Raw genomic sequence first — 24,333 nt, forward strand, 5'->3', positions numbered from 1 at the left:
GGAGAGTTCGTCATGAAAAAAGTACGCAAAGCCATTATTCCGGCAGCGGGGCTCGGCACCCGCTTTCTGCCGGCAACCAAAGCGATGCCGAAAGAAATGCTGCCGATTGTTGACAAGCCGACGATTCAATATATCGTCGATGAAGCAATCGCATCCGGCATTGAAGATATTATTATCGTAACCGGCAAAGACAAGCGTGCCATCGAAGATCATTTCGACTCCGCGCCGCTTCTCGAGCATAAGCTGGAAGAAAAGCAAAAGTTCGAGCTGCTGCAGGAAGTAAAGGACTCGGGCAAAGTCGATATTCACTACATCCGCCAAAAAGCGCCGCTTGGCCTTGGCCATGCCGTCTGGACGGCACGCAAGTTTATCGGTGACGAGCCGTTTGCCGTGCTGTTGGGGGATGATATCGTCCAGGCGGACAAACCGTGCCTCGGGCAGATGATCGAGCAATACGAAGAAACCGGCTCATCCGTGATTGGCGTGATGGAAGTGCCGCCGTCCGAAACGCACCGCTACGGCATTATCGACCCGTCTGAACAGGTTGGCCGCCGCTACAAAGTAAACAAGTTTGTGGAAAAACCGAAGCAGGGCACAGCGCCATCTAATATGGCGATTATCGGCCGCTACGTGTTTACGCCGGAAATTTTCAATTACCTGGGCGAGCTTGAAATCGGTGCAGGCGGAGAAATCCAGCTGACGGACGCCATTGAAAAGCTGAATACGATTCAGTCTGTATACGGCTACGAAATTGACGGAAATCGCTATGATGTCGGTGAAAAGCAGGGCTTTGTGGAAACGACGATTGAATTCGCCCTCCAGCGTCCGGACCTTCGGGAAGGACTGCTTGATTATATGGAACAAAAACTGCGGGAGTACCGGAAATGAAGCGTATTTTGCTTGCCGCGAACATGTACCCGAATGCCCAGTTTCCAAGCTACGGCGTGTTCGTGCAAAACACCGAGCGCATCCTGAAAAACGGCGGCTTTGAAGTCGACCGGGTTGTGCTTGAAAAAAAGACATCAAAAGCGGCGAAAGCCATTGGCTACGCATCGTATTATGCGAATCTCGTACGTCAAGGCATGTCCGGCCGCTATGATGCTATCTATGTTCACTATGCGTCGCACAACGCACTGCCGCTGCTGCTTTTAAAGCGGTTAAAGCCTTCAGTACGCATTGTGACGAACGTTCACGGAAGTGACGTCGTGCCGGAAGTGCCGTCCCAGGAAAAATACCAGCCATATGTGAAGCAGCTGCTTGAGCAGTCTGCGCTCATTATTACGCCGTCTCACTATTACGAATCACTTGTAAAAGAAAAGTACGGCGTGCAGACACCCGTGGCTGTTTTCCCGTCCGGCGGCGTAAACAAAGACGTGTTTCATCCGAAGGAGCGGGCACAGGCGCTGTCCGAGCTCCAGTTGGATCCTTCTTACCGCTACATAGGCTATGTCGGCCGTTTGGACGTCGGCAAAGGCTGGGACCATTATTTGCATGCCATTAAGCGGTATGTGGATGAAAAACCGGATCACGGAACGAAATTTATCGCAGTCGGCTCCGGCAAAGATGAAGCGGCTTTTAAAGAGCTTGTGGCCGAGCTTGGCATCGGGGATGTGGTCATCCACTACCCATTAATGAAGCAATCCGGCCTTGCCAATGTGTATAATGCCGTGGAAGCCTTTGTGTTTCCGACGACGCGTAAGGGCGAAAGCCTCGGCCTTGTCGGCCTGGAAGCAATGGCGTGCCGCACGCCGATTATCGCCAGCGCGATCGGCGGCATTCTAGATTACGTGAAGCCAGGCGAAAACAGCTGGCTGTTCGAGCCGGGCAACCCGGAAGAGCTGAAAGAAGCCCTTCTTGCGTTTGACGACCTCCAGCAGGCGGAGCGCGACCGAGTCGCCGAAGCAGCGTATCAGACGGCGCTTGAATACGAAGAATCGGCTGTTCAGCCTAAATTAATTTCTATTTTTAAAGAATTGTAATATTTTGCTCTGTCCCATTTAACGGGACAGGGCTTTTTTTATGAAAAATTTTTTGTTGTAAAGGCAGTAAAGGTTTTCTGAAAATAGGAAAAAAAGCAGGGACGTGTTCTGTCTAATATATTGAACGGATTGTCAAATAGATTAAGTGCAGGAAAGAAAAATAAGGAATTGTATAGAAGTAAAAACTAATAAATTCCATAAACGAGTAATTATAGTTTATTTTAATTCATTATGTTTATTTTACCTGTAATAATAGGGTATATGCTGTAAAGTAATTGTTATTTTTTCGTAGTATTTAGGTTATTTCATAAATTTGAAAAAGGAGGTTTTGTTACAAAGGGAAATCAGTGAAACAATTGGCATCACAGCAAAACGTAACACGAAGAGAAGCAGCCCTATGCTGGCGAGAGCATATGTGATTGGCACAACATAAAGAAAGAGGCTTACCGATGTATTAAACTGCTGCTAGCGGCTGTCAGTCCATTGTTGAAAGCGGAATCATATTCAGTGAAGATAAGGATTTATTCGAAACGAAAGACCAGATCACACGCAGTAAATTTGCGGTTTTCCTTAATGGTTTTGTAAATATACACCTTAGTACCGACGTTTTAAGAAGGTAACGGGCGGAGAGCTGCTTGATATAGAAGCTGCTGTTAACCGCGATTGAGAAGAGTTAAACAGATCTGTTCGCAGTACGAAACGACCACATGACTAATGACACAAGCAGATATTGACCGTGGATACGTAGAAGTCATATTGACCGATAAAAGTCTTGGAGAGCGGCTGTTAGTCGGCCTGCTTTACAGTGTTAAAGGGCATGGAAGTTTATTTTATGTAAGTATTAGATTTTTAACCTTTTTATGGGAAAAAAGCTGATTTGGCGAGGCTTTTGTTGGACGAAAAAGCTTTTTTTGATGTCGTAAAAATATAACTAAATAATCATGAAAACGTGCCGATAATAACAAAGAACCATATGCAGAAGTTTAAGAGAATTGCAACATCGCTGTAATCTCTCAGCCTATGCCCCGCCTGGTTTCAAAGGAGATATGCAACAAAAATGACAAATCTTATAGGGGAAAAAACTTTAATTTTACCTAGCATATGGTATATAATGAATAAGCTATGAAACAAACTGGTTTTATTCGACAATTTATTTTCATTGTTTTTACAATAAGTTATCAAATATTACTTTTTGAATAAATTATGGAAATAAAGAAAAACAGGTTGAAAAAACTTTCTTGTTTGATAGAATGTTACTTGAGTTACAAACATGTTAAATTCTCCTTGCAGTACATAATATTTCATCCTGTGAGAAAAACAGTAAATAACTCAGACTTATGTCATAAGGAACAATCAGCTTACCTGCTGTTTGATTTCATAAAAAAACCACAACCACACAAAACGGGAGGAACTAATTACATGGCTTACCAACCAAAGTCTTATCGTAAATTCGTTGCCACAGCAGCAACAGCTACTCTAGTAGCAACTGCAGTAACACCTGCTTTCGCAGCAGAAACAGGCGCTGCAGCATCTTTCACAGATGTACCAGAGCGTTATAAAGAAGCAGTTGACTACCTAGTAGATAACAAAATCACGCTTGGTGTTTCTGAGGATAAATTCGGTACAACTCAATCAATCAAACGTGTTGATGCAGCAGTGATGATTGCAAAAGCACTTGAAATTGAAATCGCTGACCGTCCAGATTCTGGTTTCACAGATGTACCAGAGCGTGCAGTAGCTTATGTTGATGCACTTAAAGCAGAAGGCATTATCAATGGTAAAACTGCCACTACTTTTGGTTCAGAGCAAAGCATTACTCGTGGTGAGATCGCTTTGATTCTTGCTAATGCATATGATTTGAATGGAACTTCTGACAAGCAGTTCTCTGACGTTTCTTCACGTTATGCAGATGCAGTAGAAGCACTAGTAGCAGCTGGTATTACTAAAGGTAAAACAGACACTACTTTTGGTACAACTGATGCAATCACACGTGGTGAGTTCGCAATTTTCTTGCATCGTGCAGAACTACTTCCTATCGAAAAAACTCCAGCGGTAACAAGTGCAAGTGCGGTTGCTGGACAAGAAGCAGTAACAATCTCTGGTAAAGTTGCGAATGCATCAACAGCTTCTATCGTTATTTTAGACAGCAATGGCCAAGAAGTTTATGATCAAGATGTAACTGTATCTGAAGATGGTTCTTTCACTCGTACTATCAATCTTCCTGTGGGCAACTACGTATATGAAGTGCGTGCGATCGAAGGCGAAGAAGTATCTGAAGTAAAAGCAGGCAACTTCTCTGTAACAGCACTTAATGCTGAAGTAGTAAGTGCAAATGCGGCTAATGCTAAAGAAGTAAAAGTTGTATTTAACAAAGCCGTGGACAAAACAACTGCTGAAAACCCGGCTAACTACACAGTAGCTATTACTGGAGCAACTGCACCAGTATCAGGTCTTACTGCTGATCTTCAAGCAGATGGCCGCACAGTTATCTTAAGCGCTGCTGGTGGAGCAGACATTTTCACAAACGGTAACGCTTATACTGTTGAAGTGAAAAATGTTCTTTCAAAAGATCTTTCAAAAGTAGTAGATTTCAAAACTGCAACTCTTAACTATTTTGATAATACTGTTCCAACTGTGGTATCGTCTGAGCTTAACGGTTCTAATGTACGTGTCTATTTCAATGAACCAGTAACTAATGTTACATTGAAGGTAGACGGAGGTGTAGTGTTACCATCAAGTTCAACTCTATCTTCAACTAATGTAGATGGTCAGTACTATGTTGAAGTTCCTGCAACAACAGACACTTCAAAAGCAGGTAATCATAGTGTAACTGTATACGGTGCAACAGACGGCGACGGTAATACTTTACAAGTTTCAGCGACTCAATACACTGTATTAGCTGACACAGTAGCACCTTCTGTAGTAAGCGTAACACCTGAATCTTCAAATGTATTTGATGTAAAGGTAAGTGAGAAGCTTGCTGTAGTACCAACATTTGAAGTTAAAAAAGGTGGAGTTATCTTCCCAATTACAGCAACTAATGTTGCAGTAGATCCAGATGATCCAACAGGCTTAACTTACGAAGTAACTGTTCCAACAACTGGTACAGGTGGCTACAATTTATATGGCACTAATGAAAATACCGCTGCTCTTTCTGTAAAAATTACAAATATTAAAGATAACTCAAATCTTACAGGTGCAGAGTATAATGGTACTGTTACTTTAACTAAAGATGCAGTAGGACCAAAAGTTCTAAGTGCAAATACGAATACAGTTTCTGCTAGTGGAGTTATTTCTGTTAAATTTGATGAAAATATTTCACTTGTAGATGCATCTAAAGTAAAAGTTTACAAAAATGGTATCTTGCTATCTGCAACACCAAGTGTAACTGGTCCTACTGATACTCTTACTATTACACTTCCATCTACAGAAGCTGGCACAGTTGCTACTTACAACGTACGACTAGAGCCAGGGGCAGTCGAAGATGCTTCGGGTAATGATAATGTTACTTTAGCAACAACAGCAGCATACACAGACTCAACTAAGATTGCTGCGACAGTAACAACACCTGCTACTAACCAGTTCCAAGTTGCTTATGCTTCTACAACTGACTTGACTACAAGTGCTACGTCAGCATCTAACTATACATTAGATGGTAAGCCACTTCCAACTGGTACTACTCTTGATTTTGCTGGTGATAAAAAGACAGTTCTTATTACTTTACCAACTGAAACAGTGTCTACATCAACAGCAGGCATCCTGCAAATTTCTAAAAATGTTGTAAATACTGCTGGTCAATATGTAGCAAATGCCGATGATACACTTGAAGGTGGTTCTGTAACACTTACTGACAATGTGAAACCAGTACTACAGTCTGGTAAATTCGTTGATGCTGATACCAATAACCGCGCAGAAAGCGTTGAATTGACATTCAGTGAAAACGTATCAGCTACAGCAGCTAATGATTTTGAATTCACTGTAAACGGTGCTAAAGTTACACCTGACACAGTAACAGTTTCTGGTGGAAAAGTAGTAGCAGCATTCACTACTACTGCTAACCAGGTAAATACTGCTCAAGCATTGGTAGTTAAAGTTCTTCCAACTGCTGATCAAACTGGTGGAACTGGTCAAGTAATGGATACTCAAGATGCAGCAGGTAACAAACTTACTGCAAGCACTACAATCACTGTTAACACAGTAAAATAAGTTTAACCCAGTAGAGTAGCGGTAGAGCATTCCGTTCACACTAAGGTGTTAAATTTCGAAAATAAGAAGCCCTTTAAAGGGCTTCTTATTTTTTATGAAAAGAGATAATGAGGTTTTTTATATATTATTTAAAAGAAAATTACCAATGAAGTCGGTAAAGATAGATTTTTAAAGCAGAGATAACATATTGAATAAGTAATCAGGGTATATTGAGGGGATGTTTATCTATAATCCATGTGGATAATAATTTTATTAAAAAAAGAGCATTAAGGTGATCAGTGATAAGAAAAATCATATTTTAGAAAAGTATTGTATTTTCGATATTCTCTAACCACCGAATTGATATACATAATGTCATGTAAAGTGGTTTAGCTTATTCATTTTTACTATTTGAGATAGCATTAAAATAATGTCTATAACTTCCCTGCTTCAATCTTATTAAAGTTGAAAAGTGTCTACTCTATGTGTGGTTAAAGAGAATTCAGGAATAGGAGATTCAAGTGGATAATTATAGTGAAAGAAAACTTCTATATTGCAGTTGGAATAAAGAAGTATATTATTAAGCTATTAATAATGCAGTTACCTAAATATAATTAATATTTCTGAGCCGGTAGGTACAGTCTATTAAGGGGAGTGTCTATTGGCTTTTTATATTTGACGAATTGTAATATTAAGTGCAACCCTAGAAAGAAGAATTGTTTAGAGAAATATTAGTAAATGGGATTAATTTGAAGAATACGTTTGAATTAAACAGGCAGGGAAAAAGGCGGCGGCATTCAGTGATTTAAGTGAAAGCCAGCGCTTTTACAAAGAAATGATGTATTTAGAAGGTAAAGCAATTATTTCCGGTTACCCGGATGGGACGTTTCAGCCCGATGGACAGGTAACCAGAGCTGCGGCGGCGATTATGATCGGGCGGGCATTAGGGCTTGATGGAACTCAGAAAGCGACCCAATTCTCAGATGTAGGAGTCGATCAAAAAGCGAGTGGCTATATTGCTTCGGCAGCGAGCCGCGGTATTATCAGCGGCTATCCGGACGGAAGCTATCATCCGAACGAAGCGGTGACACGGGGACAAATGGCGATCTTTTTATCAAGAGCATTCGGTCTCACGAAAGAAGCAACGGCTCCTTTTACAGACGTATCCTCTTCTATGGCCAGCTATCCGCATATTAAAAGAATTATAGCTGAAAATTTGACGTCCGGTTACGAAGACAATACATTTCGTCCAAATGTAAAAGTCACGCGCGCTCAATTTTCTGCTTTTTTGGCAAGAGCGTTAAACGATGACTTCAAAGTAGAACTACCGCCTGCCCCGGTAAGCTATTTAAAGGATAAAAGCAAAACATACTATTATGATTCCGATGATATGGGCAGCTACTCTTATAAATTCTCAGGCCGAAAATACTTTGAGTGGAATCTGTGGGATGTATATGGAGGAAGCAAAAACACTTACTCCATTGTAGAGAAAGAAGACAGCAAAGGCTATTACTTTGGCTATCCTGAATCAGAATCATGGATGATGTTAAAATATCCGGTTAAAGTGGGCCAAAAATGGAGTATTGGTTATCAAGGGTTTGTGCATACATATGAAATTACGTCTACCACAAAAACGATCATAACAAGGGCCGGAACGTTCCGCAATGTGATTGAAGTAACCGCGGATGATGGCGGAGTAGATTATTATGCACGAAATGTTGGTTTAATTAAAGTGATTTTTGAAGGAATTACAAAAGTAGAGCTGATCAAAATTCAATAATTGCCAGTCAAAAAGCGGGTTCCGCCAAGGAGCCCGCTTTTTTTGTCTCAAGAAAACAAAGAAGGAAAGAAGAAAGTATGGTAAAATACATAAAGCAGGGATCAAAAGCTATCCTTGTTTTTGAATGATCATATCCATACAGGCAAGTATAAATAGATTGAAATTGTAAAAAGGCTGCTTCCATTCAGCAGCAAAGCAAGGAAGGCAGAGAGCCAAACAAAAGCTCTCTGCTTCTTTTTGCTCAAAGGCAGGCAAGATAACCTTGAAGGAATATAGTAAGCAGGTGAACACATAGTGCAAACGAGCTTGAAAACGTATCGATGTCCACTGACACTGACGAATAGAGCAAAAGATAAAATGCGGGAGCTCGGGCTGGGGGAGCACTCGTTTTTTTCGTTGGACGCGTCTTTTACCGTTTATATAGAAAAGTATCCGCCGTCTGCGGACCGGCTTCTGTCTGTTGCGTTGTTTTTTGATAACCATGCCAATAAACAGCTGGCGGCAGCGAGCGGCAATGCGGTCATTGTCCTGCACTGTGTAGCGGAGAAAGACCGGTTTATTGCAACAAATGTAACGGCGCGTGCCCCTCATACACCGGTGCAGACGAACTGGCGCCGCCCGGCTTCGATTGCCTTTCAAGAAACGCGGCAGGAAATGCCGCTTGATCTGCTTCGTGCCATTCACGACATGCCAGTCGCAAAGGAAAGCTCGGAGTATGTAAAAAAGCGGATTGCGAGCTGGGAAGGCTATTTGACGATTCAGGAGCGGGACGCCGATATTCCGGATGTCACAGCGGGCTATGCGGGAATGACATTTAACGGCGACTTTAGCCGGGTGACGCTGACTGGCTGCCGACTCAAGGAAGAGGAATGGAAGCTGCTCAAAGACTTAAGTGTGAAGTTTAGAGGGATGGACCAGGATGCCGGCAAGGTGCTGAGGGCAAACCGAGGCGCTGGGACGGTCGAAATTGAATTGAGCGGCCCGATGGCGGAACGCGCACGGAAGCAGCAGTTTACTACGGCGCAGAAAGAAGTAGTGTTCAGCAACTTTGCCACACTCAGCCAGGTCAAGCGGCTGCGGCAGGGATTTAAGCATTTAGAAGACGGGCTTGCGGCCAATCCAGATTTGGAGCGGATTTTATTTGAGAAAAAGCCGCCGCTCAAGCCGCCGAAAAAGCTTGGTAACCTGCAGTTTCATAACCGGCTGAACGAGTTTCAAAGACGTGCGGTCACAGGAGCGATGGAGGCGGAAGACCTGTATGTGATTCAGGGGCCGCCGGGAACCGGGAAAACAACCGTGATTTCGGAAATCTGCCTGCAAAACGCGCGGGCAGGTCTGCGCACGCTGGTCGCCTCCCAGTCTAACCTGGCGGTAGACAATGCGTTAGGACGGCTGTTAGCTAATAAAGATATTCGCATTCTCCGGGTCGGCCGAACGGAAAGCATTGAAGAAGAAGGCAAAAAGTTTATTGAAGAAAACGTCGGCCAGTACTGGAAGGATCATACGTTCCACGAGGTATCCGCTCAATTTGAAGCGAGAAAAAAAAGAGAAGCAGAGCTTGAAGCGGAATGGGCGGAAAATGAACGGGAGCAGGAACGGCTAAAGCCTCTGTTGGCTCAAGCAGAAGCAGCCGTTGCCGAAAAAAAACAGGCAGCGACCTTATACGAAGAAGGCCAGTCCTTTCTTGAGAACGAACAACAGCGGCTTCGGAAAGCGGAAGCCGAATTCCAGGCGCTGCAAAAGCGCGAAGAAGAAATAGAACAGGCTCTCCGTCTATTAGCGGCGTCGATTGAAAGAGATGAAGTGTTTCTGGCAAGCGAACCGGGTCTTGGAGACATTCAACGTGAGTGGGAAGCTCTTCAAAAAGAAATCGAAGCACTCCATCATGCAGTGGCTTGTGAAAAACTCCAGGAAGAGATGGAGCGAAAAGGACAAGCGCTCCAGAAAGCAGCGGCTGATGAAGAACGGTACCTCCAGGTACAGCAACGAGCAGAAGCCGTTTATGCGAAAGCATCTGATGTGAAACGAATCGATGCGTTAAAGTGGATGATGCTCGAGCAAAATATTGAACGGTCTCCACGTATTGTGCAACTGTTGGAGGAACTCGATCATCTTCGTGGAGAAATGAATCAGCTGACGAAGCTGAAGGCGTACAATGACCAGCTAAACAAAGCTGTTTCTTATATGGAAGGGCTGCTCGCAAGATACAACATACCTTTTGGAGAGCTGCAGCAGCGTGCCGGCCGAACCTCTTCTTCTCACTCTGCGGAGGAAATCGATGGGTTTTTAAATCGGTTAAGAGCGGTGTTAAAAAGCGGGCCGAACATCGATCCGAGACGGGGTGCAGAGTTTTTAGAAGGGCTTTATGTCCGCCGCCATTTCATCTGGCGAAGAGCGAAACGGCTGAAGCCTTATGAGGAATACAAGCAAAAAGCACAGGATACTTTCCTCTTTTTAAAGAGAAATGTGATCGAGCAGCTGAGCCGGAAGCAAGAAGAGGAAAGAGCAGCTTATGAATCACTTCGCCAAACACTCCACGGACAGCGGACAGAGCTTGAAGTACTTGAACAAAAATACAGGCAGATGGTGTCACTGGGCAAGCCGATTCCGAATGCGAAAGAAACACTCGACCAGCAGGAAACAAGAGCACTTCTTTTAGAAAAGAAAAAGCAGAAGCTCGAAGAAACGAAGCAGCGGATCGAAGAAGACCAGCGCGAACAAGCGCAAAAAGCCGCTGAAAGAGAAGTAGCAGCCCAGAGCCGTATGCAGACAGAAGCGCAAATGGAAGCACTGCAAAATACGATTCGAGAAAAAGAAGAAGAGCTGGCACCACTTCAAGCGATCCTGGATACCCATCCAGAAGCAGAACATGAAGAGTTGCTAAAGCAAATGGCGAGTCTTTCTTTTACACGGGAATCACTCAAGCAGGAGCGGCAGCGCCTGCCGCTTTTTCAATCGATTCAAGGAGAATGGCTGTCGCTTCTTCAAGAAGCGAGCGACCACGACCTGGATGAAATTCGCAAGCTGTATGTGAAGCATGCGAACGTAATCGGCACAACCTGTGTGGCATCCGCGCGCAAGGATTTTATCGACAGCTATCCCGTTTTTGATGTGGTCATTATCGACGAAGTTTCAAAAGCGACGCCGCCGGAGCTGCTGCTGCCGATGCTGAAAGGAAAGAAAGTCATTTTAGTCGGTGACCATCACCAGCTGCCGCCGCTTTTAGGAAACGACACACTGGAAGAAACGTTGCAGGAGCTGGCGGAAGAAAACAAAGAGTTTGCCGGAAAAGCGGAGCTGAAAGGGCTGCTTGAGGAATCGCTGTTTGAACGCTTGTTTAAAAGCGTGCCGGACACGAACAAAACGATGCTTGCCATTCAGTACCGCATGCACGAAAACATTATGGAAACCATTACGCCGTTTTATGAAGGTGAAAAAGACCGGCTTCAATGCGGTTTGACCGATTCGGATGCAGCGCGTGATCACCTCTTGGAATCGCCGCTTATCCGCCGAGACAATCATTTGCTGTGGCTCGATATGCCGAATGAGCCAGCATTTTTCGAGGAACGCATGAAAGGCGGCAAAAGCTTGTACAACCCGGCGGAGCTACGGGAAATCGGTTCTTTGCTGAAAGAACTGGATGAAGCGACAGCGCAGGCCAAAGAAGCCGGCCGAATGAACGCGGAGGAAAAGAAAAGCGTCGGTGTGATCAGCTTTTACGGCGAACAGGTGAAAAAGCTGAACCGTCTTATTGAGCAGGAATTAGGGCTGCAGCACTTAACGATCCGGACGGGAACGGTGGACCGGTTCCAGGGCATGGAGATGGACGTCATTATCTTAAGTATGGTTCGGAATCATCAAAACAAGCATGACGATATTGGCTTTGCCCGAGACTATCGCCGCCTGAACGTCGCCCTCTCTAGAGCGAGGGAGCTGCTCGTTTTAGTCGGCAGCACGAAAATGTTTACCGAGCGAACGAAGCAGGTTTCAACAAGAAAGATGTATAAGCACGTATTAGAAACAGCTGAACGGCAAAACGGTGTACGCGTGCTTGAAGAAAGCAGAGGATAAGCAGAATGAAGAAAACAATCGAAAAGCTGCGCGCAAACCTGCTCGAAAACCCGGCAGTGGAAATCAAAGAGTCAGCCGTGTGGCAGCTGCCGGTCATCACTTATGCCGTCACGTTTAAACGGGTGAAGCGGCTAAAGATGGATATTTTAATGAAAATGCTGCTGCTCGCGTTTAATCAGACCGATATCCGCCGGGCCGCAAACCTGGCTGAAATGCTGCTCGTCGAAGAGCTGTTTATTGAAGATTTAATTCAGAAAATGCTCAGGAGCGGCTCTATTCGGATGGAAAGAGAAGGCTACAAGCTGACAGAACGAGGCCAGGCACAGCTGGCAGAAGGCATTGTCGAAGAGGAAATGGGCGAAGAAGAAACATCACTTACCTACAGTCCGGTTCACGATGAGTTTTGGACGGCAGCCGAGGAGCAGGGAGCAAGCGAGCCGATTTACCGCTACCTGACCGAAAGGGAGATGACGGCAGAGCGTCTCTTACAGGTGCTCACTGAAGAAGATACGGAACGGGCAGACGAAGAATTTCAAACACCGGTATCAGCAGTAACCGGGTTTGAAGAGCAGCTTACTTCACACGTTTCCTGCCTGGAGTTTCGGCTGTACAACAAGGAGCAGGACGTTTTTTATGCGCGTGTCTGGAACACGCATCTTGAGCGCTGGGACGAAACGCTTGAAAAACAAATCGAAGAGCAAGAACGGCTGGAATGGCGCGAAAAGTGGCTTCCAACCAACGAATAAAGAGGGCGTCTTTAAGACAGCCCTCTTTTTTATGGCCGGAAAAAGCGGATCAGGGCCGGATTATCGTCCGTAATGGCCGGAAAAAAGAGAATCCGGCCATCCTGCAAGCTTTTCCGACCCATATTTTTATTTTCCGGCCCAAACAAGGAGGTTTTCGGTCCCTTACCTTGTAATAAACATTTGTGTATAGTACCGGTTATAAACCCCAACACCAATTTCTTTAAAATCCGGATTTAAAATATTGCTTCGGTGTCCGGGACTGTTCATCCAGCCTTCCATCACAGCTTCTGCATCCGCATAACCAGCGGCAATGTTTTCACCGGCGGCTGAGTAACGAAGTCCAAAGTCTGTTAACATATCAAATGGGCTGCCGTATGTCGGGGAGTTATGGTCAAAATAACCCCGGTCGTGCATATCCTTTGATTTCGTCCGTGCAACAAAGCTGACGTCATTTGCCAGTTTAACAGGGGCCAGACCGTATTTCGCCCGCTCCTCGTTTACAAGCTGTCCGATCGCTTTTTCAGTGGCGTTCGGCACAAAGGAAGGATCAATCGTGTAGTCCGGTTTTTCATCCGTTCCTAAAAAGTTATCAATATTGAGCATGAAAATGGCCATTTGTCCGCGTGATACAATGCCGTCTGGATTGTACTGGTTATTGCCAACGCCGCTTGTCAGGCCATTGGCTGCCAGCGCATTAATATAAGAAGCGTAAGGATGAGAAGTGGGTACATCGGTAAATGGCACATCAGGCGTTCCGCTTAACCCAAGAGCTCTTACAACAGTGCGGGCAAGCTCCGCGCGTGTCACTTTTGTATCCGGATAAAAACGATTGCCAAGTTCGAATACGTTCTGGTAAGCATAGTAGGCGATGTACGGAAAAGCAGCCTGGCTTGGGGCAACATCAGAATAAGGAAGTTTCGCATCTTCATAGCCGTCAATGCCTTGAACACGCCCTAAAAAAATCGTACTCTGGGCTCGTGTTACCGGATCGTTTTGGCGGAATGTCCCATCAGGAAAACCGGCAATGAGCCCGCGGGTGGCCATTTCTTCTACGGCTTCGTACGCTTTTTCATTAGGATGTACATCCGGGAAGGCAGCGGCGTCTGCTGAGTGGTTCCAAAATGAGCCTGTCAAAAGCAGTCCGGTCAACAAAGTAGCTAACTTATTCTTCATTTTATTCCCTCCGTTTCTTGTTTATGTATTATCCTATAAAACAATACCCCGTCCCATGAATTTGTAAAAGTCAACCAGTTCATAAATCAGCGATATTCCGGTTGTTTTTTTCGTTTATCTATTTCATTTTATAAGAAATCTGCCGATAAACCTGTTAGGGTACAGCCGTAGAAATGCGGTGCCACAAAGCTACAGGGGCTAAAGCGGTAAGCCAGGCCAGCCAGCTGCCATGCCCTAAAGACAGAAGGAGGAACAGGGAATGAAGAAAAAATGGACATCAGCCGTTGCAGCCGTGCTTGCAGCAGGCGTTATGTTTTCAGGAGAAGGAATCACGTTTGCAGCCCAGGCGGAGAGCACGCCGTACAACGTGCTTGCGAGCAAAAAAGAAAATCAGGGACAAGCGCAGCAATTTAAATCAATTGATAAGCAGCTCGATAAAATCGAAGAAAAGCTGCTTCAATACAAAGAGAAAATGAACCAAATCAAGGAAGAAGAAAAGCAAGAGGAAAGCGATGAAACGGAAGCCGTTGTTCAGCCGGTAATGCCAACACCGACAGAAACACCAGCAGAAGAGCAGACACCAGCTTCAGATGAAACCGTGACAACAAGCGCTGATTCCGTTGAAGAAACAGAAACAGACAGCGATGACGATTCAACGGTAGAAGAAGGAACAGAAGAAGAACAGGTAGAAAAAGACCTTGAAGGTCAGCCAGGCTACCGCGGGAAGTTCGGCGCACTCGAAAACCGTTTGAACGCTGTTTCCAAGCAGGTCGCATCTCTTGCGTCAAAAGGAGCAGATGCAGCAGCAGTAGCGGAAAGACAAGCCCGCATTGATTCCTTAAAGAAGAACGTAGCAGCGGTTCTTGCATCCATCGGCCAAATTGAAAAAGAGGTTCAAGCGGAAATCAAAGCGGATAAAACCGTGAAGGAAAAAGCAGCGAAAAAAGGCGTCGCGCTGACAAAGAGCTGGACAATCAAGTTCAGCAAAAGCCTGGATGCAGACACATTGTCTACACTGGACCTTGTTGTGATGGATGCAGCGGGAAGCCTTGTAGAAACAACCTTTACGTATTCCGACAAAACAAAATCAATCACGCTGACTCCGCTTCAGCCATACCAAAAAGGCGTAACATACACGCTTTACATCGGTAAAGGCATTGAAGGCGCAAACGGCATACCGCTCAAACACACGGTAAAAATGGATTTCACAACGACAACCGGCACAACCGCTGCGGCAAGCATCAAAGCAGCTGGGTTTTCTGATGTGTCGGACCGCTACCAGGAAGCAGTGCAGGCAATGGTCGACCAGGGGATTACATCCGGTGTTGGCGGTGGTAAGTTTGGCATCGATCAGCAAATTAAACGGGTTGATGCAGCTGTGATGCTGGCAAAAGCATTAAAGCTTGAGACAGGTTCTGCGCCAAGTGCAGGATTTAAAGACGTGCCAAAACGTGCGCAGGCAGCAGTCAACGCGCTTGTAAAAGCGGGCATTCTTTCCGGCAAAACAGCGACAACGTTTGGTGCCGACCAAACATTGACACGTGGGGAACTGGCGATTATTTTAACGCGTGCGCTTAAACTGTCAGGGGATTCCACAACACTTGCATTTAAGGATGTGCCGGCACGCTATGAAGCGGCCGTGAAAGCGATGGTTGCCAACGGCATTACAAACGGCAAAACAGCGACCGCTTTCGGCACAACGGATCCGGTTAAACGCGGCGACTTTGCGGTGTTCTTCCATAGAGCGCAGCAGCAGCCAGCGATCCAGGATTTAGAAGTAGTCGATATTTATTAATGAATAAACGAAAGGAGCTGTCCCGGATAGGGCAGCTCCTTTTCGTTTATTTTTTTGTCAGCTTGATTAATTCAGAAGTCGTTTTACCATTGTAAGTGCCCTTAATAAAGCCAACGTTCGCCGCATAGTAGCTGACATAGCCATCATTTGATTTAATCGTCACAACACCCGTGAACTTGCCGGCTGCTGTCGTTAACGTGCCGCCGGTTCCTGTGATTTTATAAACGATGCTTTCATCAAAGGCATCGGTCCACGTTTTGCCGGTTTTGATTGGGTAAGCAATTTCCATGTAGTATTCAGACTCCGGCCAGCCAATATAAAGCCCCTTATTGTTTTCATAGACGAGGTATGTGCCGCCAGCTGCACTGTCGCTCCATTGATCCCAGCCACTGTATTTACCTTTGTAAACACTTTTAGTTGTTTCACCACCTGATTTATACGTGTACACCTTCGTTTTGTCCATTAAGTAGCTGTACATACGCAGGTACTTCGATGAAACGTAGCCGCGTTTTCCTTTAAAGGCAATTTGGCTCCAGCCGCTCTTGGACTGTGAATAAACCGACACCGACACATTGTTTTTCAGTGAACCAATAACCTTATAGTTCGTTCCCGGGCCGCTTCGGACGTTCAACACACCGCTGTCAATGCTGACGTAGCCAACTTTTGCGCTGGCTGCATTTGATTTGGCGGGCTGCAGGCCGAGTGCAACAGAAAGAGCCAAAATAAAGGCCAAAGTAAAATAAACAAATTTGTTCTTTTTCATTCTTCATTCTCCTTTATCGGTAATAGGAATATTATACTATGGTAGAATCGAATTTTCTCAGAAAAATGAAAAAAAGGAAAAAATAATAACAATGAATGGTTAGGTGTTTTTCCTTTTAAAGGAAATAAAGGTATGTAGAAGACTTTTTAACAATTTCATAAAAGAAAAACAAAACAAGGGATAACAGCCAGTTTGTTCTAAATAAAGAAAAAGTATAGACGTTTTGTTCTTTATAAGATACTATTAATCTGTCATTTTTTTGAAAGAACAATTTGTTCTTTATACATAATATAACCAGCCAGTAAGTGAAGAGAATTCCATTAAAAAGAAGACTCTTTTCATGCTCAAAAGATAGAAGCTGAGTTGTGGGAGAGAGGTAACATAATGAAAAAAGTATCACGATGGTCAATAAGTGTGATTTTAGTGGCATCAGCTATATCCGGAAATATTGGAACAACAGCCCGGGCTGACGACACCTATTTGATGAATGATGATTTTGAAGGAGCATCCTGGTCTTTAAATCCGACAGATGTGGCAACTGCCAGCTTAGGCCCCTACAATGTATCAGTGAGCAGCAATAAAGGGGCAGCATGGGCCTATAATGCACAAGACAATTACGCACAGATTACAAGCGATCCGCTGCGCGAAGGCAATCATGCGATCAAGCTGTACGACAATCAGGACGGGGCAGCGGATAAAGGCGGGGCAACACGCATCTATAACCGAAGCTTTACTCCACAAACAGCAGGGAAAACGGTCATCACGGAGTTTGATTTTATGGCGGAAAAAGTGGGCTCAAGCACCCGGTTCCGCTTAACAAACGCCGGGATCAACACCGCCCTTGCGTCCCTTGAATTGGATGGAAAAGGACTCGTTTACCGAAAAGCAGATGGAACAACCGCTTCTTTGCTGCCGTCGGTTCAGGCCAGCACATGGTATCACGTAAAACTCGAAGTAGATATGACACGTGAAGTATACAGCGTGTTTGTGAGCGGGGGAGGCACAGCCGAACTGCGCGGCGAGCCATTCTACCAGAAAGTCACGGACTTTGGAAACATCGATATAAATACCGGAAACAGTTCGGTCTCAACACTTTACGTAGACAATATTCAAGTATATAACCCGTCCATTGTGCCAGCGGCGCCAGCAGGGGTAAACGCAGAAGCAGGCAATACGCAGGTGAAGCTTTCCTGGGATCCGGCAAGTGATGCTTCTTTCTATACGGTGAAAAGAAGTACATCGCCAGACGGGCCTTATACGACGGTTCAGTCGAATATAACGGATCTGACATTTCGGGATACAGGCTTACAGAACGAAACAACCTATTATTATAAAATCAGCGGCGTAAACTCGGTCGGAGAAGGGGCGGGGTCGGCTGCGGTCAGCGTAACACCTTCTTCTGCTGTTCCACTGCCGCAAGCACCGGCAGGCATTTCCGCTTTATCACGAAATGCATCTATTAACCTTGCATGGGAAGCCGTGCAGGGGGCGGATTCTTATACAATCAAGCGCAGTACGTCACCGGACGGCCCATTTACAGAAGCAGCTTCAAACGTTACAACACCGTTCTATTGGGAAAAAGGGCTTAATAACGAAACAACCTACTATTATAAAGTGCAGGCAAATGGGATAGGCGGACAGGGACCTGATTCAGAAATCATCTCTGTGACGCCGGCCGCCCCGCAGCTGCAGCCGACAAACGTGACGGCTCAATCTGGAGATCAGCGGGTTGACCTGGCCTGGAGTCCGGCTGAATCGGCTGGCTCTTACATCGTAAAAAGAAGCACAACAGACGGCGGACCCTATACAACGGCAGGCAAAACGAGCTCGCTCTCTTTTACGGACACAGATGTTCAAAATGGCGGCCGCTATTACTACGTTGTAACAGCCGTTAATGGAACAAACGAAAGCATGATTTCAGACCAGGTAAAAGGAAATCCAGAGAAAGAAACGGCCGGAGCGCCAAAAGCGCCAGCTGGCTTCCAGGCAGAGACGGGCGATCAATCCATCGAATTAACATGGGGAAAAAGTGAAGGAGCGTCTTTTTACACGGTGAAAAGAAGTGAAACGAGCGGCGGACCGTATACAACGGTAGCCGAAAAGCTGACTTCTTCCTCTTATACAGATCCTGAAGCCGTAGAAGGAAAAACGTATTACTATGTTGTATCGGCATCGAATGAAAAAGGAGAAAGCCGCCTAGCTGATGAGCAGGCAGCGGAAGCCGCTCAGGTAATCCAGGTGGCGAAAGACGGAACAGGCGATTTTGACACAATCCAGGGCGCTGTTGATTCCATTCCAGCGGACAACGCAAAGCGTGTGGTCATCTCCATTAAAGACGGCCTTTATAAAGAAAAAGTATCTGTTACACAGCCGTACGTAAGCTTTGCCGGGGAAAGCCGCACCGGGACCGTAATTGAATGGGACGATTACGGCGGCACAAACGGCCAGTCCGGAAATGTCGGCAGCACGTTTAAAAGCCAGACGGTCGGCGTAACGGGCAATTATTTTACGGCCTCCAACCTGACGATTTTAAACAGCCGGGCGCCTCGTTCTGAATACGGGACGGCGGTCGCGCTATCGGTGAAAAGTGACCAGGCGGTATTTGAGCAAGTCAATATCCTTGGCCATCAGGATACCTTATATACAGGCAGCGGCAGACAATACTACCGGGATGCTTATATCGAAGGAGACGTAGACTTTATCTTCGGCGAGGCACCGGCCGTTGTCTTCGACAGAAGTGAAATACGCAGCGTAGGAACGAACGGATATGTAACAGCTGCGGCTCAGGCGAAAGAAAGCGATCCGGGTATTGTCTTTTTAAACTCCCGCCTGACAAAAGCGGATTCCGCGACAAAGGTGTACTTAGGAAGACCGTGGAAAAATTATGCCGATACCACGTTTATTAATACGTGGATGGATTCTCACATTATGGCGCAGGGCTGGTCAGAATGGTCCGGTAAACTGAACCATGAGCAGGCGAGCTATGCGGAGTATAACAGTACGGGACCAGGCGCCAATGCCAAAAGCCGCGTCAGCTGGTCGAAGCAATTAACTGCAGCCGAAGCGAGCGAATTGACTGTGCCGCGTATTTTTGAAGGCTGGAACCCGGCCCAAAAAACCGTGCCGCACTACAATGACGGGCAAGTAGAAGTAAAGCATGAAGTAAGCTTTTATACAGATAACGGCTCCGTTGTTCAAACACAAACGGTCGGTGATCAGGAAACAGCGGTAAAACCAGCTGATCCAGCAAAAGAAGGCTACACATTCGCCGGCTGGTATACGGATGAACAGGGACAAAATGCCTTTGACTTCACACAGCCAGTGACAGGAGATCTTACTTTATATGCCCGCTGGGAACCAGTAACGGGAGAAATATCAGCGCCGGGAAAACCAGAAATAGAAGTGACAAAGGATACAATGGATGCAGCGGGTGATACAATCAAGCTGACAGCCCCAGAAGCAGCAACTGGAGCTAAGTTCATATTTACACCTGCTGCATGGGACGCTATTAAAGCGGCTGAAAAAGATGTAACGCTGAACATAAACGGAGCTGCTGTCATAATTCCAGTGAAAAGCCTTCTTGCCATCAGCGAGGCCACAAATAACAACACTACCGTGACCCTTGAAATGAAAGAAGCGAAAGATGAGAAAACAGATGCCGAATTTACATCAGATATCTTGAGCATCGAGGTTGTAGACAGCCGAACAAATCAAACAGTACCATCTGCCAGTGACCCGATCCGTATTGCGATAAGTATGGCGGACAATGCTTCTGCCGCTGTGCAGCAAGTTCAATTTGGTGCGTCATATAATGAAGAAACTGGTCAGTGGCAGTATGCAGGAGGCAAGCTTGAAGGCAGCGACTGGGTGATCGAAACAAGAAAGCTTACGTCCTTCGCTCTCCTCCAAAACAGCCGGACATTTGATGATATTCAGTTACATTGGGCACAGGCACCGATTGAGCAGCTGGCTTCCCGCTTTATCGTCTATGGAACATCAGACACAGAGTTCTCGCCGGATGAATCCGTGACACGTGCACAATTCACTGTATTGCTTGCCCGGATGCTGAATATCCCGACTACCGAATTAACAGGTACATTCAAAGATGTGACAGAACGCCAGGCCTGGTCTGCCGCTTATATTGAAGCAGCAGAGAGAACGGGTATTGTCAGCGGCTTCCCGGACGGAACCTTCCATCCGGGCCAGGTGATCACACGCCAGGAAATGGCTGCTATGATCGTTCGGGCCATGAAAGTAGAAAATCCGGACGTGATTCAAAGTACCGAGCCGCCGATTGTCTTTAAAGATGCGAGTGGCATTAGTCCAAGATTCAAAGAGGAAATTCAAATCGCTGCCCGTGCCGGCTTGATCAAAGGCCGCAACAACGGAAACTTTGACCCGCTTTCAGACGCGACACGTGCCGAAACAAGCGCGATTTTGTATCGGATTTTAACGAAGCAATAAGCGGTGAGCATTAATTGAATAAATAAAAGGAGCTGTCCTGAAAAATGAGGACAGCTCCTTTTACTTATTTTGCTGTGACTTTTATCAATTCAGAAATCGTTTTTCCGTTGTAGGTTTGCTTAATGATTCCCGTATTAGGTGCATAATACATGATATAGCCTACGCTTGATTTAACGGTGACAACACCTCTGAACCTGCCAGCTGCGGTTGTCAGAATGCCGCCGGTGCCAGTAATTTTGTACGTCACTCCACTGCCTTCAAGGCCATCATCCCACGTTTTTCCTACCTTAATTGGATAAGCGATTTCCATATAGTATTCGGACTCCCGCCAGCCAATGTAAAGTCCTTTGTTGTTTTCATATACAAGATAAGTGCTGCCAGGGGATGTTTCCTGCCACTCATCCCATCCATTGTACTTGCCAATATAAGAGCTTTTAAATGTTACACCATTTGCTTTGTACGTGTATACCTTCGTTTTGTCCATCAAGTAGCTGTACATGCGCAAGTATTTCGACGCAACGTAGCCGCGCTTGCCTTTAAAGCCAATTTCGCTCCAGCCTGACTTGGACTGCGAATAAACAGACACCGACACGTTGTTTTTCAGTGTACCAATGATTTTGTAGTTAGTTCCCGGACCGCTCCGAACATTCAGAACGCCGCTCGTAATGCTGACATAGCCGATCTTTGCACTCGTTCCCGCTTCAGACCGGGCAGGATGAAATCCAAACAGGGCAGAAACCGCTAAAATGAAAGCAAAAGCAAAATACACTAATTTCTTCTTGTTCATCCTTTATTCCCCTTTACGGTTGATAGGTACATTATACGTTAAAGCAAACGAAAGAAGATCAAGAAAATAAAAGAAAATCACTCCATTAGAAGCAGAAAAAACGACAAAATATCCCAATAAATGCATTTTGAATAAAAAACTATTAATTGTAAAATTTATATTTACAGACTTTTTATCTGGCTAAATGATAAAGAAACGGCATTTTATATTTGTGTTCAAGATTATAAAAGAAGAAGCCCACCATATCGGCAGGCTCCTTTCCATATCAAAAGTTCTTCTTATTTCAAGATCTCGTTCATCAAATCTTCTTTCATTTGCTTTTTAGCTGCTTCGTACGCTGTTTTAAATGACTCTGCTTCAGAGGCGCTGAAGCCGGCTTTTGTTAAAGCTGTTGTGAGTTGGGCGTAAAGTGTATTAAAATCCGCGTCTGTTTCAGCTTCTACTTTTGAAGCAAGTGGAAAGTACTTGTTGTAGACAGTCATCAAGTCGGCGCCAGCATCAAGTTCGGCTTTTGCCTGGCCGGCAAGAACGTCCAACTCAGCTTTTGCTTGAGCTTGCAGAGCTGCAAAATCATCTGCATATTCTCCTTTAATTTCTGCCGCTGTTTGAGTGCCTGGTACCGGCGTTCCTGGAGCAGGTGTCTCTCCGCCTGGAGTCGGCTCTACATCTTCGCCAGGTGCTTCAAACTTGCGGGCATTGTTTAAAAAGATCGCCATTTGGCCGCGCGTTACGACGCCAGCCGGATCATATTTCCCGTCGCCAACGCCCGTTGTAATACCAGCTGCCGCCAGCGCACGGATATAAGAAGCGGCACCATGCGTAGGCGATACATCTGTAAACGGCATGGTGGATGAAGCCGGAAGATTAAATGCACGGGTTAAAATAATCGCCATTTCAGAGCGGGAAAGCGGACGCTCTGGATAAAAGCGGCTGCTGTCGCTGAAAATACCGCGCTTCATCAACTCGGCCACATACGGATAAGCACGTGAAGTAGATGGAAGGTCGGTAAAGGTCTTAGTAGATGTGCTTGTTTTAATACCAAGTGCGCGTCCAATTAAAATGGCGCTCTCGGCACGCGTAACAGATTGATATTGCTTAAATGTGCCATCCGGGAAGCCTGAAATCACTCCTGCTTCAACCATTGCTTCCACCGCTTCATAAGCACGGTGGCTCGTTTTTACGTCCAGAAACTGGGCGGCAGAAACAGAAGAAACAAAAATAGAAGCGGCCAGCACAGGCGTTAAAGCAGCAGCCGCAGCTTTCTTTTTAAACGTCATGAACACATTCTCCTTTGAAATATAGTACAAGAATTATAGCATGATTCTGGGTTAACTCCCATGTTTTTCTTTTTCTTTAAGTTCTAAATAAAGAAGAAACATACACTGAATATATTAAAGATGGGAGAGTAGAAAAAGCCTGCCAGATTTTTTTAGAGCCTTGATTGTCAAACTATTTGATATGTAAGGTGAAAACGTTAAATGCATCAGTTTATAGTAAAAGGACCCGCGTCTGCAGGTCCTTTTAAAATTTATCCACCAGTCACTTTACTCATTAATTCATTACGAAGACCTTCTTTAGTTGCTTCATACTGAGCCTTATACTCATCCGCAGCGGATGTACTGAGGCCGTTTGCTTTCAGTTCGCTTGTCATCGAATTGTAAAGGGTGTTAAAAGCAGAATCGGTTTTCGCTTCTACGCTGGATGCCGCACCACTGTATTTTTGATAGAAATAAGCAGGGTTGACCGTTTCACCTGATGCTTTTTTCGCTGCGTATTCACTTTGTGCCTGGCCGACTAAGGCTCCCAGCTGGCTTTGTGCCTGCCCCTGCAGGCTGTCAAATGAACCGGAGTAGCGCGATTTGATCGCTGCTGCTGTGGTACGGCCAGTTGAGCCGGTTTCTCCTTCAGAAGCCGGAGTTTTTGTGCCGGAACCATTGGACGCAGATTCACCTGAGCTTGAACCGCCGGAAGAACCAGCAGCACCACTGGAAACAGCTGTGCTGCCAGAATTACTAGAATTAGCAGTGCCGCCGGTTGAAGCGGTTGTGCCAGTCGTGCCGGATCCTTCATTATTAGAAGCATTCTCTCCGTCTGTTGTTTGACTATCTGCATTGGCGGCTGGGCTGCTTGTACCAACCGAAACTGCTTTACTATATTCCGGGGAACTAAACCACTCGTCCGTTGACATGGTCGATCCGTTTGCTAACACAAAGTCGCCTTTCTTATCAACAATAACAAGGCCTTCTTCATCTTTTTGAACACCTTCAGGAAGGGGTGTTCCTTCCGGGAAGGAAATAGAATACGGGTCTTCCACGATTTTATCTACTTGCTCATCAGCCACATCATACTTTTTTACCTTCGTAAAATAGTAAAGTGCGCCCCCGCCGGCAAGGGCAAGAAAAAGAATAGATATTAAAGCAATTTTAAAAAACCTTCGCAAGAGTAAATGCCTCCCTTTTTTGGATAATTTCTTATTTGTAGTATAACATGCAGTATTTAGAAAATAACAGCGTTTGAATAGTCTGATAATATGTGAAATTAGCTTGGATTTTATTACAATTATGTAACGAGCTCTTGCTTTTAGTAGGAC

Annotated in this window: 13 protein-coding genes and 1 riboswitch; of the genes, 8 read left to right on the forward strand and 5 right to left on the reverse strand. The window is 45.4% G+C overall.

Features of this window, described 5'->3' with window-relative positions; all coding sequences use genetic code 11:
- Positions 1 to 12: 12 nt before the first annotated feature.
- The 6 genes from galU (at position 13) to M3221_RS10670 (ending at position 12,761) form a co-directional block, all read left to right on the forward strand.
- Positions 13 to 888: a UTP--glucose-1-phosphate uridylyltransferase GalU gene (galU, locus tag M3221_RS10645; protein ID WP_251271659.1), complete on the forward strand. Its 876-nt coding sequence runs from the start codon at positions 13 to 15 to the stop codon at positions 886 to 888.
- A complete protein-coding gene (locus M3221_RS10650) occupies positions 885 to 1,979 on the forward strand; it encodes a glycosyltransferase (RefSeq protein ID WP_251271661.1) in 1,095 nt (364 codons plus the stop codon). Before galU ends, M3221_RS10650 begins: the two co-directional genes overlap by 4 nt.
- 1,419 nt (positions 1,980 to 3,398) lie before the next feature.
- Positions 3,399 to 6,185 (forward strand): S-layer homology domain-containing protein, encoded by a 2,787-nt coding sequence (locus M3221_RS10655; RefSeq protein ID WP_251271663.1) that lies wholly within the window; start codon positions 3,399 to 3,401, stop codon positions 6,183 to 6,185.
- Positions 6,186 to 6,930: 745 nt separating this feature from the next.
- Entirely contained in the window at positions 6,931 to 7,944 is a 1,014-nt protein-coding gene (locus M3221_RS10660; protein WP_311316133.1) for an S-layer homology domain-containing protein, read from the forward strand.
- A 294-nt stretch (positions 7,945 to 8,238) separates the two neighbouring features.
- Positions 8,239 to 12,015, forward strand: coding sequence for a DEAD/DEAH box helicase (locus M3221_RS10665; RefSeq protein WP_251271668.1), 3,777 nt, complete (start codon positions 8,239 to 8,241; stop codon positions 12,013 to 12,015).
- Positions 12,016 to 12,020: 5 nt separating this feature from the next.
- Positions 12,021 to 12,761, forward strand: a complete 741-nt coding sequence (locus M3221_RS10670; protein ID WP_251271670.1) for a hypothetical protein — start codon at positions 12,021 to 12,023, stop codon at positions 12,759 to 12,761.
- A 162-nt stretch (positions 12,762 to 12,923) separates the two neighbouring features.
- Here the strand turns inward: M3221_RS10670 and M3221_RS10675 are convergent, their stop codons facing one another.
- Positions 12,924 to 13,934: an S-layer homology domain-containing protein gene (locus tag M3221_RS10675; protein ID WP_251271673.1), complete on the reverse strand. Its 1,011-nt coding sequence runs from the start codon at positions 13,932 to 13,934 to the stop codon at positions 12,924 to 12,926.
- Between the two features lie 148 nt (positions 13,935 to 14,082).
- Positions 14,083 to 14,166: riboswitch (cyclic di-GMP riboswitch) on the forward strand.
- 27 nt (positions 14,167 to 14,193) lie between these two features.
- Here M3221_RS10675 and M3221_RS10680 point away from each other — a divergent pair.
- Positions 14,194 to 15,729, forward strand: coding sequence for an S-layer homology domain-containing protein (locus tag M3221_RS10680; protein WP_251271675.1), 1,536 nt, complete (start codon positions 14,194 to 14,196; stop codon positions 15,727 to 15,729).
- 46 nt (positions 15,730 to 15,775) lie between these two features.
- Here M3221_RS10680 and M3221_RS10685 read toward each other — a convergent pair whose 3' ends face one another.
- Positions 15,776 to 16,492 carry an SH3 domain-containing protein gene (locus M3221_RS10685; protein WP_251271677.1) on the reverse strand — a complete coding sequence of 239 codons (717 nt, stop codon included), beginning with the start codon at positions 16,490 to 16,492 and terminating at the stop codon, positions 15,776 to 15,778.
- A gap of 384 nt (positions 16,493 to 16,876) precedes the next feature.
- On the opposite strand from M3221_RS10685, the gene M3221_RS10690 reads away from it, so the two are divergent.
- On the forward strand, positions 16,877 to 20,956 hold the full coding sequence (locus tag M3221_RS10690) for a pectinesterase family protein (RefSeq protein ID WP_251271679.1): 4,080 nt from the start codon (positions 16,877 to 16,879) through the stop codon (positions 20,954 to 20,956).
- Positions 20,957 to 21,020: 64 nt separating this feature from the next.
- On the opposite strand, the gene M3221_RS10695 is transcribed toward M3221_RS10690, so the two are convergent.
- The 3 genes from M3221_RS10695 to M3221_RS10705 form a co-directional block, all read right to left on the reverse strand.
- On the reverse strand, positions 21,021 to 21,743 hold the full coding sequence (locus tag M3221_RS10695) for an SH3 domain-containing protein (protein ID WP_251271682.1): 723 nt from the start codon (positions 21,741 to 21,743) through the stop codon (positions 21,021 to 21,023).
- A gap of 278 nt (positions 21,744 to 22,021) precedes the next feature.
- Positions 22,022 to 23,020, reverse strand: a complete 999-nt coding sequence (locus M3221_RS10700) for an S-layer homology domain-containing protein (protein WP_251271685.1) — start codon at positions 23,018 to 23,020, stop codon at positions 22,022 to 22,024.
- A gap of 251 nt (positions 23,021 to 23,271) precedes the next feature.
- The gene (locus tag M3221_RS10705; protein WP_251271687.1) at positions 23,272 to 24,183 is read right to left on the reverse strand and encodes a hypothetical protein; all 912 of its coding nucleotides are present in this window, start codon (positions 24,181 to 24,183) and stop codon (positions 23,272 to 23,274) included.
- Between the last annotated feature and the right edge of the window lie 150 nt (positions 24,184 to 24,333).

Origin of the sequence: Domibacillus indicus, assembly GCF_023715895.1 — a bacterium.
GTDB classification, from domain to species: Bacteria; Bacillota; Bacilli; order Bacillales; family Domibacillaceae; genus Domibacillus; species Domibacillus indicus_A.